This is a genomic window from Kluyvera sp. CHPC 1.251, assembly GCF_036759945.1.
GTDB lineage: Bacteria > Pseudomonadota > Gammaproteobacteria > Enterobacterales > Enterobacteriaceae > Kluyvera > Kluyvera sichuanensis.
On the sequence record NZ_JAPKIC010000017.1, the window covers coordinates 28,566 to 42,296 of the forward strand.

Annotated in this window: 16 protein-coding genes; 12 read left to right on the forward strand and 4 right to left on the reverse strand. The window is 52.6% G+C overall.

Annotated elements, in window-relative coordinates:
* The first annotated feature begins 43 nt into the window (after positions 1–43).
* Positions 44–1,108 (forward strand): 7-bladed beta-propeller protein YncE, encoded by a 1,065-nt coding sequence (gene yncE, locus V6940_RS21800; protein ID WP_185666232.1) that lies wholly within the window; start codon positions 44–46, stop codon positions 1,106–1,108.
* A gap of 142 nt (positions 1,109–1,250) precedes the next feature.
* Entirely contained in the window at positions 1,251–1,472 is a 222-nt protein-coding gene (locus tag V6940_RS21805) for a YgdI/YgdR family lipoprotein (protein ID WP_185666233.1), read from the forward strand.
* 12 nt (positions 1,473–1,484) lie between these two features.
* On the opposite strand, the gene feaR is transcribed toward V6940_RS21805, so the two are convergent.
* On the reverse strand, positions 1,485–2,393 hold the full coding sequence (gene feaR, locus V6940_RS21810) for a transcriptional regulator FeaR (RefSeq protein ID WP_333497303.1): 909 nt from the start codon (positions 2,391–2,393) through the stop codon (positions 1,485–1,487).
* Positions 2,394–2,626: 233 nt separating this feature from the next.
* Between feaR and V6940_RS21815 the strand changes: the two genes are divergently transcribed.
* Positions 2,627–4,126, forward strand: coding sequence for an aldehyde dehydrogenase family protein (locus V6940_RS21815; protein WP_333497304.1), 1,500 nt, complete (start codon positions 2,627–2,629; stop codon positions 4,124–4,126).
* A 231-nt stretch (positions 4,127–4,357) separates the two neighbouring features.
* Positions 4,358–4,768 (forward strand): ASCH domain-containing protein, encoded by a 411-nt coding sequence (locus V6940_RS21820; RefSeq protein ID WP_333497305.1) that lies wholly within the window; start codon positions 4,358–4,360, stop codon positions 4,766–4,768.
* A 325-nt stretch (positions 4,769–5,093) separates the two neighbouring features.
* Here V6940_RS21820 and V6940_RS21825 read toward each other — a convergent pair whose 3' ends face one another.
* Positions 5,094–5,411 carry a YebG family protein gene (locus V6940_RS21825; protein WP_333497306.1) on the reverse strand — a complete coding sequence of 106 codons (318 nt, stop codon included), beginning with the start codon at positions 5,409–5,411 and terminating at the stop codon, positions 5,094–5,096.
* Between the two features lie 335 nt (positions 5,412–5,746).
* Between V6940_RS21825 and V6940_RS21830 the strand changes: the two genes are divergently transcribed.
* Positions 5,747–6,127 carry a hypothetical protein gene (locus tag V6940_RS21830; protein ID WP_333497307.1) on the forward strand — a complete coding sequence of 127 codons (381 nt, stop codon included), beginning with the start codon at positions 5,747–5,749 and terminating at the stop codon, positions 6,125–6,127.
* Positions 6,128–6,270: 143 nt separating this feature from the next.
* On the opposite strand, the gene V6940_RS21835 is transcribed toward V6940_RS21830, so the two are convergent.
* On the reverse strand, positions 6,271–7,179 hold the full coding sequence (locus V6940_RS21835; protein WP_333497308.1) for an alpha/beta hydrolase: 909 nt from the start codon (positions 7,177–7,179) through the stop codon (positions 6,271–6,273).
* Between the two features lie 251 nt (positions 7,180–7,430).
* On the opposite strand from V6940_RS21835, the gene V6940_RS21840 reads away from it, so the two are divergent.
* From V6940_RS21840 to V6940_RS21870, 7 genes are all read left to right on the forward strand, one after another.
* Positions 7,431–7,682, forward strand: coding sequence for a hypothetical protein (locus tag V6940_RS21840; RefSeq protein WP_333497309.1), 252 nt, complete (start codon positions 7,431–7,433; stop codon positions 7,680–7,682).
* Positions 7,654–7,995 carry a low molecular weight protein tyrosine phosphatase family protein gene (locus V6940_RS21845; RefSeq protein WP_333497310.1) on the forward strand — a complete coding sequence of 114 codons (342 nt, stop codon included), beginning with the start codon at positions 7,654–7,656 and terminating at the stop codon, positions 7,993–7,995. The genes V6940_RS21840 and V6940_RS21845 overlap by 29 nt, the downstream gene beginning before the upstream one ends.
* 63 nt (positions 7,996–8,058) lie before the next feature.
* Entirely contained in the window at positions 8,059–8,304 is a 246-nt protein-coding gene (locus V6940_RS21850) for a hypothetical protein (protein ID WP_333497311.1), read from the forward strand.
* Between the two features lie 18 nt (positions 8,305–8,322).
* A complete protein-coding gene (locus V6940_RS21855; protein ID WP_333497312.1) occupies positions 8,323–9,033 on the forward strand; it encodes a YnfC family lipoprotein in 711 nt (236 codons plus the stop codon).
* Positions 9,034–9,154: 121 nt separating this feature from the next.
* Positions 9,155–10,534, forward strand: a complete 1,380-nt coding sequence (locus V6940_RS21860; protein ID WP_333497313.1) for a TCR/Tet family MFS transporter — start codon at positions 9,155–9,157, stop codon at positions 10,532–10,534.
* A gap of 86 nt (positions 10,535–10,620) precedes the next feature.
* A complete protein-coding gene (locus V6940_RS21865; protein ID WP_333497314.1) occupies positions 10,621–11,124 on the forward strand; it encodes a DUF1543 domain-containing protein in 504 nt (167 codons plus the stop codon).
* A gap of 138 nt (positions 11,125–11,262) precedes the next feature.
* Positions 11,263–12,795: a DUF2235 domain-containing protein gene (locus V6940_RS21870; protein WP_333497315.1), complete on the forward strand. Its 1,533-nt coding sequence runs from the start codon at positions 11,263–11,265 to the stop codon at positions 12,793–12,795.
* Between the two features lie 203 nt (positions 12,796–12,998).
* On the opposite strand, the gene V6940_RS22815 is transcribed toward V6940_RS21870, so the two are convergent.
* Complete coding sequence (locus tag V6940_RS22815; RefSeq protein ID WP_442910837.1) at positions 12,999–13,445, reverse strand: SymE family type I addiction module toxin; 447 nt, start codon at positions 13,443–13,445, stop codon at positions 12,999–13,001.
* Positions 13,446–13,731: the final 286 nt, after the last annotated feature.

Genomic DNA, 13,731 nt, shown 5'->3' on the forward strand with positions numbered 1-13,731 from the left:
CGATGTGCAGCAGAAAAAACTACGTTCATCAAAGGGAGTCGTCATGCCATTACGTCAATTGTCCGCGCCGCGTCTGCGCCGTTCTCTGTTACTGAGTGCTTTCCTGCTGGCGGGGAGCTTTAGCGCGCATGCCGCAGATGAAATGCTGCGTAAAGCGGTCGGGAAAGGGGCATATGAAATGGCCTACAGCCAGCAGGAAAACGCGCTGTGGCTGGCCACCTCACAAAGCCGCAAAACCGATAAGGGCGGTATTGTTTATCGTCTCGACCCGGTTACTCTGGAAGTGACACAGGTTATCCATAACGATCTCAAACCGTTTGGTGCGACGCTGAATAACCAGACCCAGACCCTGTGGTTTGGTAACACCATCAACGGTGCCGTGACCGCGATTGACGCCAAAACCGGCGATGTGAAAGGCCGCCTGGTGCTGGATGGCCGTGAACGTAGCGAAACGGTTAAACCGCTGCAGCCGCGTGAACTGGCAGTGGATGAGAAAACCAATACGGTCTATATCACCGGCATTGGCAAAGACGGCAGCTCCGTCTGGGTTGTTGACGGCGATAAGCTGACGCTGAAAACCACCATCACCGGTACCGGCACCTTCGGCACAGGCCTGGCGGTCGATGCTGATAAACAGCGCCTGTACGTGACTAACGGTGACGGCGAGCTGGTCACCATCGACACCGCGAGCAACAAGATTCTGACGCGTCAGAAGCTGCAGGACGATGGCAAAGAGCACTTCTATATCAATATCAGCCTGGATAAAGCCGGTCAGCGTGCCTTTATCACCGACTCCAAACAGCCGGAACTGCTGGTGGTTAACTTGAAAGATGGCAAAGTGCTGTCGAAGGTCGATACCCAGGAAGGGCTGGCAGTGCTGTTTAACCCGGTTCGTAACGAAGTGTACGTAACCCAGCGTAAAGCGGGCACCGTGACGGTGATTGATGCGAAAGACTATAAAGTCACTAAAACCATCAAAACCCCGACCTTCCCGAACAGCCTGATGCTCTCCGCCGACGGTAAAACGCTGTACGTTAGCGTGAAACAGGAATCCACCCGTCAGAAAGAGGCTACTGCGCCTGACGATGTGATTCGTATCGCGCTGTAAGTGCACGCCGGGAGGTCAGTCGACCTCCCGGAAATCATCACGTTATCTTCTGTTACATCCCGTCGATACCCCGCTTCTCCCTATCAGGCATACAATACGCCGACTTAACCCTGCGCTGGCGGGGACAATGAACGGAGAAAAGATGAAAAAGCCTTTATATTTTTTGTGCGCAGGGGCAATGCTGCTGGCGCTGACTGGCTGTACCACTAACTACGTGATGACCACTAAAAGCGGCCAGACGATTGTCACGCAGGGAAAACCGCAGCTCGATAAAGAAACCGGCATGACCAGCTACACCGATCAGGACGGCAACGCACGTGAAATTAACAGCAGCGATGTGTCACAGCTGGTGGAAGATAATTGATCTGATTTTTGTTTAGCGACCACGTTTGCGGTATTCGCCCGGCGAAATACCGAACCGCTGCTTGAAGGCGGTGGAGAAGTGGCTGTGGTCGCTGAACCCCCAGCGATAGCCGATTCCGGCAAGCTTTTCGTCGTCTGGCGCGCTCTGTAACGCCTTTGCGCAAAGATCCAGACGGCGGTTTTTGATGTACTGCGCCACCACCAGGCCTTTATCGGCAAACAGCCGGTACAGACTTCTTACCGACATGCCGGTTTCATCGGCGAGCCACTCCGGGCGCAGATGTTCTTCCTGAATGGCATCATCAATCAGCGCCATGATCTTCTGAAACTGCTTCTCGCGCCGGGACGGGGCGACTTCCTGTTGATGCAACATCGGGCGCAGCAAGCACACCATCGCATCCAGCGCCGCTTCGCTCTCGCTTGCGGAAAGCTGAGGGCTGCTCATGCTCTCATGCAGCAGACGCTGGCTAAGCTGGACCATCGGCAAGGATTTATCAAGACGGGTGGCGACGCTTATTCCGCTGCCGCGCAGCTGGCTTTCCAACAGCTGGCGGGGCAGTAACAGCGAGACCTGACGAGAGGTTTGCTGCCAGAGAATCGAGCAGGGTCGCGAGGCATCGATCAGCGTCATATCGCCGGTTTCCAGCCTTACCTGACGATCGTCCTGCTCAATATTGGCCTGACCCGCAAGCTGAAACACGGTGTAGAACCAGGCATCGTTACCGCTGCGGATCTCCTGGCGGGTGCGGAACAGATTGACGTTGCGAGTGGTGACGGTGCTGAGCTTGAGGCTGCCCGCATAGCTGGTGTCTATCTCACCATGAAAGTCGCCATCCAACGGGCGCGCGGCGAAATGGCCGCACACCTGATTGATTTTTGCCAGCCACGCCTGATATGTCTCACCGCCATTTACCGCTGCCATACGCCATCTCTGCAATGAAAATGTTTTGGCATTGTTGCATTTATGTTGCCTTTAACAAGGGTTAGCGGGGGAATATATGAAAGAACTATTACCTGTTGCACATTTCTGCCAGAGCAATCTGTTTAATTGCGGTCTCTGTCACAGCCGCACAAGCGAATGTCACAGAGACAAAAGCGCGATCACCAGACCCGCCGTAGACTGAAATGACTAACCGCGAAGAATAAGGAGACGATATGTCCTCATCACAGGTAGCGCTGCTCCCGAGCGTGCAGCAGTTTTTAGATCGTCAGCATGGCCTGTTTATTGATGGCGCGCAGCAGGCGGCGCAGAGTGAAAAACGTCTCACCGTCTGGGACCCGGCAACGGGCAAGGCGATTGCCTCTACCGCGGACGCCAACGCGGCTGACGTCGACCGCGCGGTGATGTCAGCCTGGCGCGCATTTGTCTCCCGCAGCTGGGCCGGGCGTACCCCTGCCGAGCGCGAACGTATTCTGTTGCGCTTTGCCGACCTCGTTGAGCAGAACGGCGAAGAGCTGGCTCAACTGGAAACGCTGGAGCAGGGTAAATCGATCAATATTTCCCGCGCCTTCGAAGTGGGCTGCACCCTGAACTGGATGCGCTACACCGCCGGGTTGACCACCAAGATCAGCGGCCGCACGCTGGATGTCTCCATACCGTTCCCGCAGGGTGCGCGCTATCAGGCGTGGACCAAAAAAGAGCCGGTCGGTGTCGTTGCGGGCATCGTGCCGTGGAACTTCCCGTTGATGATTGGTATGTGGAAGGTGATGCCGGCTCTGGCATCGGGCTGTTCTATCGTCATTAAACCGTCGGAAACCACGCCGCTGACGCTGCTGCGCGTGGCTGAATTAGCCATCGAAGCAGGTGTACCTGAAGGCGTATTTAACGTGGTGACCGGCAGCGGCGCCGAGTGCGGCGCGGCGTTAACTTCGCATCCGCATGTGGCGAAGGTGAGCTTTACCGGCTCGACCGCGACCGGCAAACAGATCGCCCGCGTTGCCGCTGACAGGCTCACCCGTGTCACGCTGGAACTGGGCGGTAAAAACCCGGCTATCGTACTGAAAGACGCTGACCCGGCCTGGGTTATCGAAGGGCTGATGACCGGCAGTTTCCTCAACCAGGGGCAGGTGTGCGCGGCCAGTTCACGTATCTACATTGAAGCGCCGTTGTTCGACACGCTGGTCAGCGGCTTCGAGCAGGCGGTGAAATCGCTGCAGGTGGGGCCAGGTATGCTGGAGACCACGCAGATTAACCCGGTGGTTTCTCAGGCGCACTGCGCCAAAGTGGCGGCCTATCTGGACGATGCTCGCAAGCAGAACGCGGAGCTGATTACCGGCAACGTTGGCCCGGATGCGCAGGGCTTCTACATTCCGCCAACGCTGGTTATCAACCCTGATGCTAACCTGCACTTAACCCGTGAAGAGGTGTTTGGTCCGGTGGTGAACCTGGTGCGCGTCGCCGACGGCGAAGAAGCACTGCGCCTCGCCAACGACAGCGACTTCGGCCTGACCGCCAGCGTCTGGACTCGCGACCTGACTCAAGCGCTGAACTACACCGACCGCCTGCAGGCCGGTACGGTATGGGTTAACAGCCATACGCTGATCGATGCCAACCTGCCGTTTGGCGGCATGAAGCAATCGGGCACCGGGCGTGATTTCGGGCCAGATTGGTTGAACGACTGGTGTGAAACGAAGTCAGTCTGCGTACGCTATTAATCTGCCCAACCGTTCCCTCTCCCCCGTGGGGAGAGGGCTAGGGTGAGGGGGCAAGCACATAGCCAAAGACCCGCACCTCCAATCCAAACCCATCCTTCACGGCGTCGCTACGCTCGGCCAGACTACAAACCAAGACGTTATCTCTCTTAAATCAGTAGCTATTATCCACGGATGTTCAATAAATTGACGCTAAGCAGTTTCTTAACCATTAACGACTGAGAAGGGCTTGTAATGGGCGCTATTGATCAATTGATGATGAAATATCCGGGTGCCAACGCCTGGCAAATGGGAGATAGCCCGGAATTGGCCAACGAGCTTGCCGCACTTATCAAGCAAGGGATGAAAACGGCCTCATGCGGATCGTTATCTTCCTACCAGCAGGAGGATTCTGCCCCCGCGATAGGGAGCTACAACATTATCCTTGATGGTCAGAATGTACCGGTATGCGTGACCCGACTTATTTCCCTGCGGCTCGTGCGTTTTTGCGATGTGACGGCCGAGTTTGCGCGAAAGGAAGGTGAAGGCGATCTGAGCCTCGAATACTGGCAGAGGGAACATCAGCGATTCTTTACCCGCGAAGGTTTCTTCTCGGAAGATATGGAGCTGATCGCTGAGGAATTTGAGGTTGTCGAGGTTCTGTAAACCGCTAACTTTTTTCGAGACTAGCCAGATGCAATTGCACTTTGAAACTGAACGCCTCGTTTTACGTCCAGCGTTGCTGACAAAGAGGAATTTCGAGCTGCTCTGGCGTAGGCGAAGAACCTGTAGGCCTGATAAGCGAAGCGCCATCAGGCAATTATTTTTCCCAACGTGCCATCCCCTACGTCGTTCTGCTCGGCCGGAATAGGTAGGGCGTTATAAGCAGCGCAATGACGCGCCAGGATAGCGGCGGGAGGTTATATACCAAAAAGCCGCGAGCAGTTGTCTGCTTACGGCTTTAGGATCAGAGCATGCGACACGTAGATATTTAAGCCGCTTTAACCGCTTTGATTTTTTTGCTGCCTGCGGTATCTGACTCGGGTTCATCGGTTTCAACCAGGGTGCCGAGTTCAGGCAGTTTGCTGGTGCGCAGAATATGCTGTACGGCCACTTTCTGCTCGGCGAGATACATACCAAGATCTTCAGCCTGTGTTTCATCCATTGACGTTCCGCTTTGCAGCAGCAAATCAGTGAACGCTTCTGCCATGTCGAGCAGTTTGTCGTAAGCGTCAGCCTCTTTCTTACTGGCAAATGTCATTTTCTCTTCACCTTTTCTTACGACAACAAATTTTATTTCAACGGCCATTATTTGCCCCTTGCACTGTGATTATATCCAGTGTATCAGTTATGGGGCTGTATTGCAGGGAAAATGTGTATCTAAAAACGCAGCGAAATACCTGATAACCGGAAACTGGCATCACATCGAATCGAAAACGCCTACTTTCTTCCCCAAAGAGTGCGACAACCGTTTACTGAACTCATCTCCAGGCCTGCTTTGAACGTGGAGCAAACATTTGCCTATCTATAAAAATGGTCAAATACCGTAACCACCCTGGTAGAAAGAGATGGCAAAAACAGGTGTAGATGTATACTAGATCCATCCATATTTAATTCGCAGGAAAAGGCTGAACGTCAGAAATCATGGGAAGACTACCTAAGGCATTACTCATATCGTTTTTCTACACGGCGATAGCAATTGTTCTTGATGCTATTGCTATCTACTACTTCAAGCTGAACGTTCCTGTTACTGTCATCGTCACCACGTTTTTAGTTCTATTCATTTTGTCATTTGAGTATGTCGATGCGACAAGGCGGTCAGAAAGAAACTTCGCTGAGAGACGTAGAGCAGAGGCTCAGGGTTTTGCATTTTCTCTTATGTGGGATGCGCTTGATGGAGACGCCAAACAACGTTTTTACCAATTAACCAAAGAAGATGGCGAATCCAACGAACTTAGCACCAAATACCAGCGATTGCAGAACGACATTCGGTATTGGGAAAAAGAGATAGAACGCCTGCGTTAATCAAATTCAGCATGGCCTCGCTCCTTTGCATTGGTCTCCCTTTGTCCTGCTCAATCAGCATAGGGATTACCGACGCAATGCTGACAACCTGGGTAGCAAAACCGCCATGCTGTGGGTATCACTAATGACCGCCTGGTTAATTTCTACCGGCGTGGAGCCAAATCCCTACACTGCTTTAAATGCTGATGAATTTCTTCACTGGCGTCAAAAATAGAGTCCAGGTGTTTACTGTGCATAATCTTCCTGGTACGTAAATTCGGGTTGCCGCATCCTTCGACAAATTCTGACATCTGGCCTGCATCAAATAACTCATCTTTCTCGGCAATCAGAACCGTGACAGGGAGTGGCAATGCGGCAATTTGTTTTGCGGGCTGACGCGGTGTTAACGCATTTGCCATATTTACGCTGTAGCGCTGAACAAATTCAGGCCTTAATAGCATCACCTCTTTGGGGAAATTAAGCGTCACGGCGAAACGGTCGCCACACAGTAATCCGCCACTGAGTGCATTGAGTATGAAAGGCCACTGGCTTACCGACGCGAAGGGAACCGATGTGCTGTTGCGAATATTGGCAGGCGCAAAAGGCCCAAATTCAGGGGCCAGTAAAATCAGGCTGTCACTTTTTTGCGATGGGGTGTGGCGCGTAAAATAATTGATCAGCATTCCCCCTCCGCTGGAATGGCCCAGCAGATGAACCCTGGCCCGGGGGAACTTTTCGTGCACCTGTTCAAGCACCGTGTCGACATCCCGCCAGACCTGCTGCGGATGCGCAACGCGCCCTTTATGACCCAACGATCGTCCGTGCCCACGGATATCGATAAGGCAGGTACACACCGACCCAAGATGACTTATCTGGTGAGCAAGAATATCGTAACCCGCATCTGAATTGACGCCGCCGCCGTGATAAACAAGCAGCACATCTTCGACTATGCTTTCCGGTCCAAAGCAGCGAATAGTTAATCCCGCTATCACATATTCAGCCACATTTTGAGGCGGTGGTAATAGTGCAGTGAGTTGTTGATGACGGTGGTTAAAGTTGATGAAATCAATCACGTCAAAATGTCCAGATGGATGAAAAATACGACAAAGTGGGGGCCAGAAAAGTCTTGCATGGGTAAGCCCTGTAAACCGGTCTGGAGAAACGCTATCAGACCCTTATATGCCATATTAATCAATCCCGTTGCCGCGCTAACCTACCAGAAACCGGATTACCACTTTTACCGGGAAGGCGCTAGAATATCCTCGTTTGTTCTCCCCGTATTATCAGCGGCTGCTGACCCCGATCAATCTGAGAGAGAAAGACAATGGAAACATCACGTACCCGAGGCTGGCGCAAGGCACAAAAGCAGCGCAATAAATCTCGGGATGTCCATACGGCATTATTAACGTTTCGTGGCGAAAAGAACTGGAAGATGCTCTACATGCGGTCAGAAAAATTGCTGCGTGCTGCACAACTGGGGATAGAGTATCCGCGAATCACCAACCAACAGCTTGCGATGCGAGGCCTGGAAGAGTACCAGCATTCTGATGAACGTACTTTTTATATGCAGTCGTAATCAATGGCGAAGCCCCACGGCGGAACAGGTGTTCCGCCGTTATCCATCCCTTTCTGTTCGTTCTGCTGGCACTAGCCGCAATGCTAAAAAAAGCGTCTCTGCTGAACTGCTTCAATGGGCCGATGTTATCTGTGTGATGGAACAGAAGCACAAGAACCGTTTAGCGGCGGAATATGGTCGAGTTCTTGCGTTTAAGCCCCTGCATGTTCTCGATATCCCGGACGATTACCGCTTTATGGATCCTGAACTGATCGCAATACTCAACGATATTGTACCCAACAAACTGGGGTTAACGGCTCAAGAAACTGAGTAGTAATAAGCGATGCTATGTTTTTAACGATCCGACAATGATGTCTGTTTTCATAAGGTTATAAGCATGGATTACGAGCTGGTGGGACTATCGTGCGTTACCTATATCGCTTCGGTCTGGATGTTGCTACATGGCATCAGGGGGGCGCAGACCGGCGTGATTGTTGAAGGCAGAAAAGGCTCCTCGGTGAAGGATTACTATTACCGGGGCGATATTGGTTTCTACGTTAATGTGTTTTTTTACATTGTGGGCGGTACTTTTACAGTCAGTTTCGCCACCTTTTTATTAATGAAGGGATTGGGTTACTGGTGATCCACAAAGGAATGAATAATGAAAGCAAGGGCAATTTTTAGTCTGTTTCTGTTCGCTGCATCATTTAATGCAGCCGCAATCACGCAATTTAAACCGGCGGTGTTAAATGCCGCGCTGTTGTTCGAGCATGATCCAACAACCGGGAACGTCAAACATAGCCTGCAGTGGATCCGAGACCTTAACGGTAAGCTTAGGGCGATGACAGACGTAAGCTATGACAGCAAGGGTTGCTTTACTCATATCAACATGGTCGATAAGGCAAACATCCGTGTCTTTCATTTGATCAACAAAGAGGGGGAGCTTACCTCTTTTAACGGCCAGCGTATTACCGGAAAAGTTAACGACCGCTGCGAAATTACTGAACTCGAGAATGAAGTCGGAAAATATACCCTCAGCTATAATGTGCGCGGGTTGCTTGAGACTATTGTGGATAAAGAGACGGGTGAAGTGGTAGAGCGATATGAATATGGCAATAGTCAATTGCCCGTTCGCATCCGGAACTACAAAGATAAAAGTGATAAGCGTATTTTTTACCCAACCGGAAGTGCGCAATTTGCTGATTCAGAGATCGTGTCGAAAAGAGGGGAATCCACCGTACGCGTGAAGCAGAGTTGTTCTTACACTGCTGATGGTAATGCGGATAAATGTTCGCTGATATCCTCTGCGAATGACGATTATCGAGGAGCAATCCTCTTCTGGGTTTCCAGCCACGAAACGGAATACTTCTGATAATACCCAAAAACACAAACGTGGGCGTGCTTGACAGCACGTTCCCGCCCAGTTAGGCTCCCGCATCGTCGCGAAAAACGATCGTTTATTCTTTTTAACCGATCGCGCACACGCCAACTCTGTGTTTCCACAGTTTGACCAGCGTCTTCGAAATCAACAGCTTTGCCGCCATTACATGGCGCAAGCGCTTATCACCACTCTTCAGTGGCGATTCGATAAACGGAGCGTTTCAGTGTCAAATTCAAGCCCTAAACATGATTTACCCGCCAATCCATCTTCTGTTTCGCCTGAATCCTTGTCGATGACGGTGTCGACCCAATCACGTCTGATTATCCTGAGTACCATTGGTCTCGACGCTTTAGGTATTGGGCTGGTTTTTCCGATCCTCCCCCAACTCTTGCAGGACGTGACCGGAACAGCTGATATTGCACCTTATATCGGCGTGATGGCGGCATTGTATGCGCTGATGCAGTTTATCTGCTCGCCGGTACTGGGCGCGCTCAGCGATAAACTGGGTAGAAGACCGATCCTGCTATTTTCGCTAGCGGGCGCAACGATTAATTACACCATTATGGCGTTCGCGCCGCCCCTGGGGTTACTCGTGATCGGCCGTGTCATTGCGGGTGTCAGCAGCGCCAATATGGCGGTAGCGGCGGCTTATATTACCGATGTGAGTAAGCCTGCTGACCGTGCGCGAAATTTTGGCCTGATTAGCGCCGTCTTTGGGGCGGGATTTATTGCCGGCCCCGTACTGGGCGGCGTATTAGGGGAGGTAGGGATCCGGCTTCCTTTTGTTGCTGCGGCCATCTTAAATTTGGGGAATTACCTTTTCACGCTGTTCCTGTTGCCTGAGTCTAAAAATAGAACCTCTGGGGGCGTGGATTTTCGCTCGCTCAACCCGATCGCACCGTTTCGTATGGTTGTCGAAAGGAAACGGCTTTGGCCTATTGTCGGTACCTATTTTCTGCTCAGCGCCACGGGCGAAGCGTACGGATGCTGTTGGGCATTATGGGGTTTTGATGCTTTCAACTGGAACGGAACCTGGATTGGTTTATCGCTGAGTATGTTTGGTATTTGCCAGATGATGGTCCAGATATTTTTGCCGGGCCTGGCGGTACGTAAACTGGGGGAGCGGCGAACCGTATTTCTGGGTATTGCCGGAAGCGGTGTGGCGCTGGTGGCGATGGCATTTGCCGAGCAAAGCTGGGTGGTCTTTGCCGTGATGCCGCTGTTTGCACTTGCCGGTCTTGGTACCCCGGCATTTCAGGCGGTTGCAGCGCGGCAGGTTGATGAAGCCTGTCAGGGGCAGCTTCAGGGGTTGTTGACGTCAGCGACTAGCCTGGCCTCTATTTTTGCGCCTTTGGGTTTTTCTGGCCTGTATTCAATCACGAGGCCTTCATTTCCTGGCGCAGTATGGCTTACCGTACTCACGCTCTATCTTCTGGCTGTGCCCCTCATTTATCTCAGTACCAGGGCGTCACCAAAATTCAGCGCCGAATAGCCTCGACGTCAGGAAGTAAGTCGGTTGCGGTATAAATCGATATATAGTCAAATATATAGCGATTAGAATAATCTATGAGGTTTAGCATGAATTTGTTTATGTTTTATATTGGTGGGAATGCGGGAAAATCGAATATTGAAGTGCATGATATTCAGTTTGTTGCCGCCAATGAGCCCCAGGATGCCTGGCCGGCACTGCGTGAATCATGGTTTGGCGATAGCGATAAAATTCATATCGACGGTTACAGCCGTATTACCTGGGCAGATGGCTATGCTGTCACGCTTTCACCTGAGCCATCTCAGTCTGCATTACGATTGTTTTTCGTCAATGCGGGAGGCTACCGCCCCGACACGCTCGCCGAGCTGCACGAATACGATTTGTTTGTCGCAGAGAGTGCCCTGGAGGCGAAGAAAAAAGCGCTGAGTACGCTGCTTTGCGGTGCCTTTCAGCAACATAAAGACAATTTGGTTGAGGTCGATGACTGTCTACTGCTTGAAAAACTCGGTGAGATGTTTATTCACCTCACGCCTTGTGAGAACGGCTGCCGCGATCGGCCTGAATGGCAGGGTTATTTACCGATAGGCGTTTAAATCTGTTCTATTCTGCTGCCGTTGCCGCCGCAACGGCCAGCGAAAGCCCCCGCGACTTGTGCCGCCCGGCCAGGCTACTGACCAACAGACATCTGCTATTTTTATTATATTCCCCAGCATCAATATCTTGAGGCTCCCATGAACCTACTTGTGTTCTGCGATGGCTCCTGGAATACCCCGCAGCAGTTTGACGACGGCAAGCCTGCACCGACCAATGTGGTGAAGCTGCGTAATGCGGTGCAAGAAAATGAAAATCAGCGCGTCTACTACCACTCGGGCGTGGGAACCAGCGGTGGGTTGGTCGAACGCTATATTGGCGGCGGTATCGGTGACGGGCTGGAAAAGAACATTATGAGCGCCTACCACTGGCTGGCAACGCGCTATCAGCCGGATGACAAGATCTGGCTGTTCGGCTTTAGCCGCGGCGCTTATACCGTCAGAAGTCTGAGCGGTATGATTGCCCGCTGCGGGCTACTGAACGCGCACGGCGCGGGCAGTGAAGATGATAAAGTCTGGGAGGATATCGACGCGCTGTTCCAGGTATATCGTCAGCCGAAAGCGCAGGCGCAGCAGGTGGTGGCAAGCGTCGGCAGGCCGTTTTATCGGGTGGAAACCGGGAGCCCAACGCAGGAGATCATTCCCATCCATTTTATCGGCGTTTGGGAAACGGTTGGGGCGATGGGGATCCCGGACGATCTGACGCTCGCGCATTTGCTGGATAACCCCAAAAAATATGCCTTCCATGATACGTCGCTTAGCGCAACGGTGGCGCACGCGCGTCATGCGCTGGCGCTTGATGAACAACGGCAAAGCTTTATTCCCACGCTGTGGAGCGACGTGGAAAACAATCCTAACGTCAAACAGCGGTGGTTTGTCGGCGTGCATTCCGATGTGGGCGGTGGGTATGCCATGTGCGGGCTATCCGATATCGCGCTGGAATGGATGATGACTGAAGCTCAAGCCTTAGGATTAGCGCTGTTGCCTGACATCGCAAGCCAGCTCAAACCCAACCCGCACGGCGTGTTGCACGATTCCGTCACCGGTATTTTTAAACTCCTGCATACTTCTCCCCGCGACGTGCCTGCGCTCATTAGTGGCAATCCGGCGATTGATCCAAGCGTACTGCTTCGCCAGAACCGGCCCTCGCTGTTGCACGGGATGTACCGACCACACCATGCTTTACTGGCGGGCAGCCCCATCACGATGGATATTTTTGCCCGGGAACGCTGGAATGAAACGGGAGTCTGGCTGGAGGCGGGCGTAACGTACACCTTCAGCGCTTCGGGAAAATGGCTGGATGGGTCGATACCCTGCGATGCCGGCGGGACCGACGATGGTAAATTTTACCCCGGCGAAGTGGCGCAAATCCTGGCGTCGCTCTCAGATAAGCTTGAGAGCCTGTGGAAAGGGGCGACAAAAAATCAGGACGTGGATTTTTGGTTAAGCCGACGCGTGGACGCCGCGCCGTGGTTTGCATTGATTGGCGTAGTGGCAAACGGTATTGCCCCGCAAGTCGGTATGCCTGGGCATCAGCATCAGTTCTTTGTGATTGGCCGTGGCTGCCAGTTTACGCCGCAAAAAAGCGGCTATTTTTATGCCTATGCCAACGACGCCTGGCACATGTACGACAACAATCACGGTAGCGTCTCGCTGACCTTGTCGCGGGTGTAAGCCGGGCTACCGATCCTGTAGCCCGGCCAAGCGCAGCGCCGCCGGGAACTGCTCAGAGCCCAACACTATGCACGAAAAAATGCCTCATCCCCGAGGCCATCTTAACAACACAACTCGCGCCTTCGCCTCACTCCGCCTCGGCGTCTCGTCAACGTATGTGGCTATCCGGGGAGCGCGTTCGCTCGGCCAGGTTACGGTTGCTGTTAGAATTTCCCGCCCGTTTTACTCCGCTTAATCGCTGGAATATTCCCGCTATCGTTCAACGCGCCTGGAAAGGTTTTCAGCCAAGCTTTCACTTTGCGCTGGTTGATATTCGCGACGCTCATGCCTTCAATACAGCCCCATAGCTCGCGGGTATTCTGCGGGGTAATCACAATACAATCTTTCTTTACGCGGACTTTAACGGGCATGCCGTCGATAAATCCGGCCTGAGAGAGCCAATCTCCGCCAAGGTGAACGGCGCGGCCTTCCACGAAGGAGTAAAACTCGCAGTGGGTAAAATCGGGTACGGGAGTTGGGGTGAGGGGTGTTGCCATGGGGCAGCCTCCGATGAGTGATTTTTCTCTCTCATTGGCGGCTAAATCAGATGGGGTTAGAACGACCGACTCATCGATACCGGGGCATCTTTCGACGCCTCGCTGGCCTACCATTGAGATGGTAACTGTGCGAACGACATGCACACGTTTCTCCGATGAAGTTAGGTCAGGAGGCTAATCCCGGTACCTGATTTTGCAGGTACAACGATAGGGTAATGCGGTTAGTCGGGTTGGGCAATAGTGGGGGCTGGAAGGGGGATCGCAGAAATGAAAATAGGTAATGGTGCCGTATGGGGGATTGGGGGGAACGATGATTTAACTGTGAAGGACGGCTGTGAGCGAAAAGTGAATCGCCACGGGTTTAACAGACACCTCAGAGTCATTTAAGATGACTTAAAGA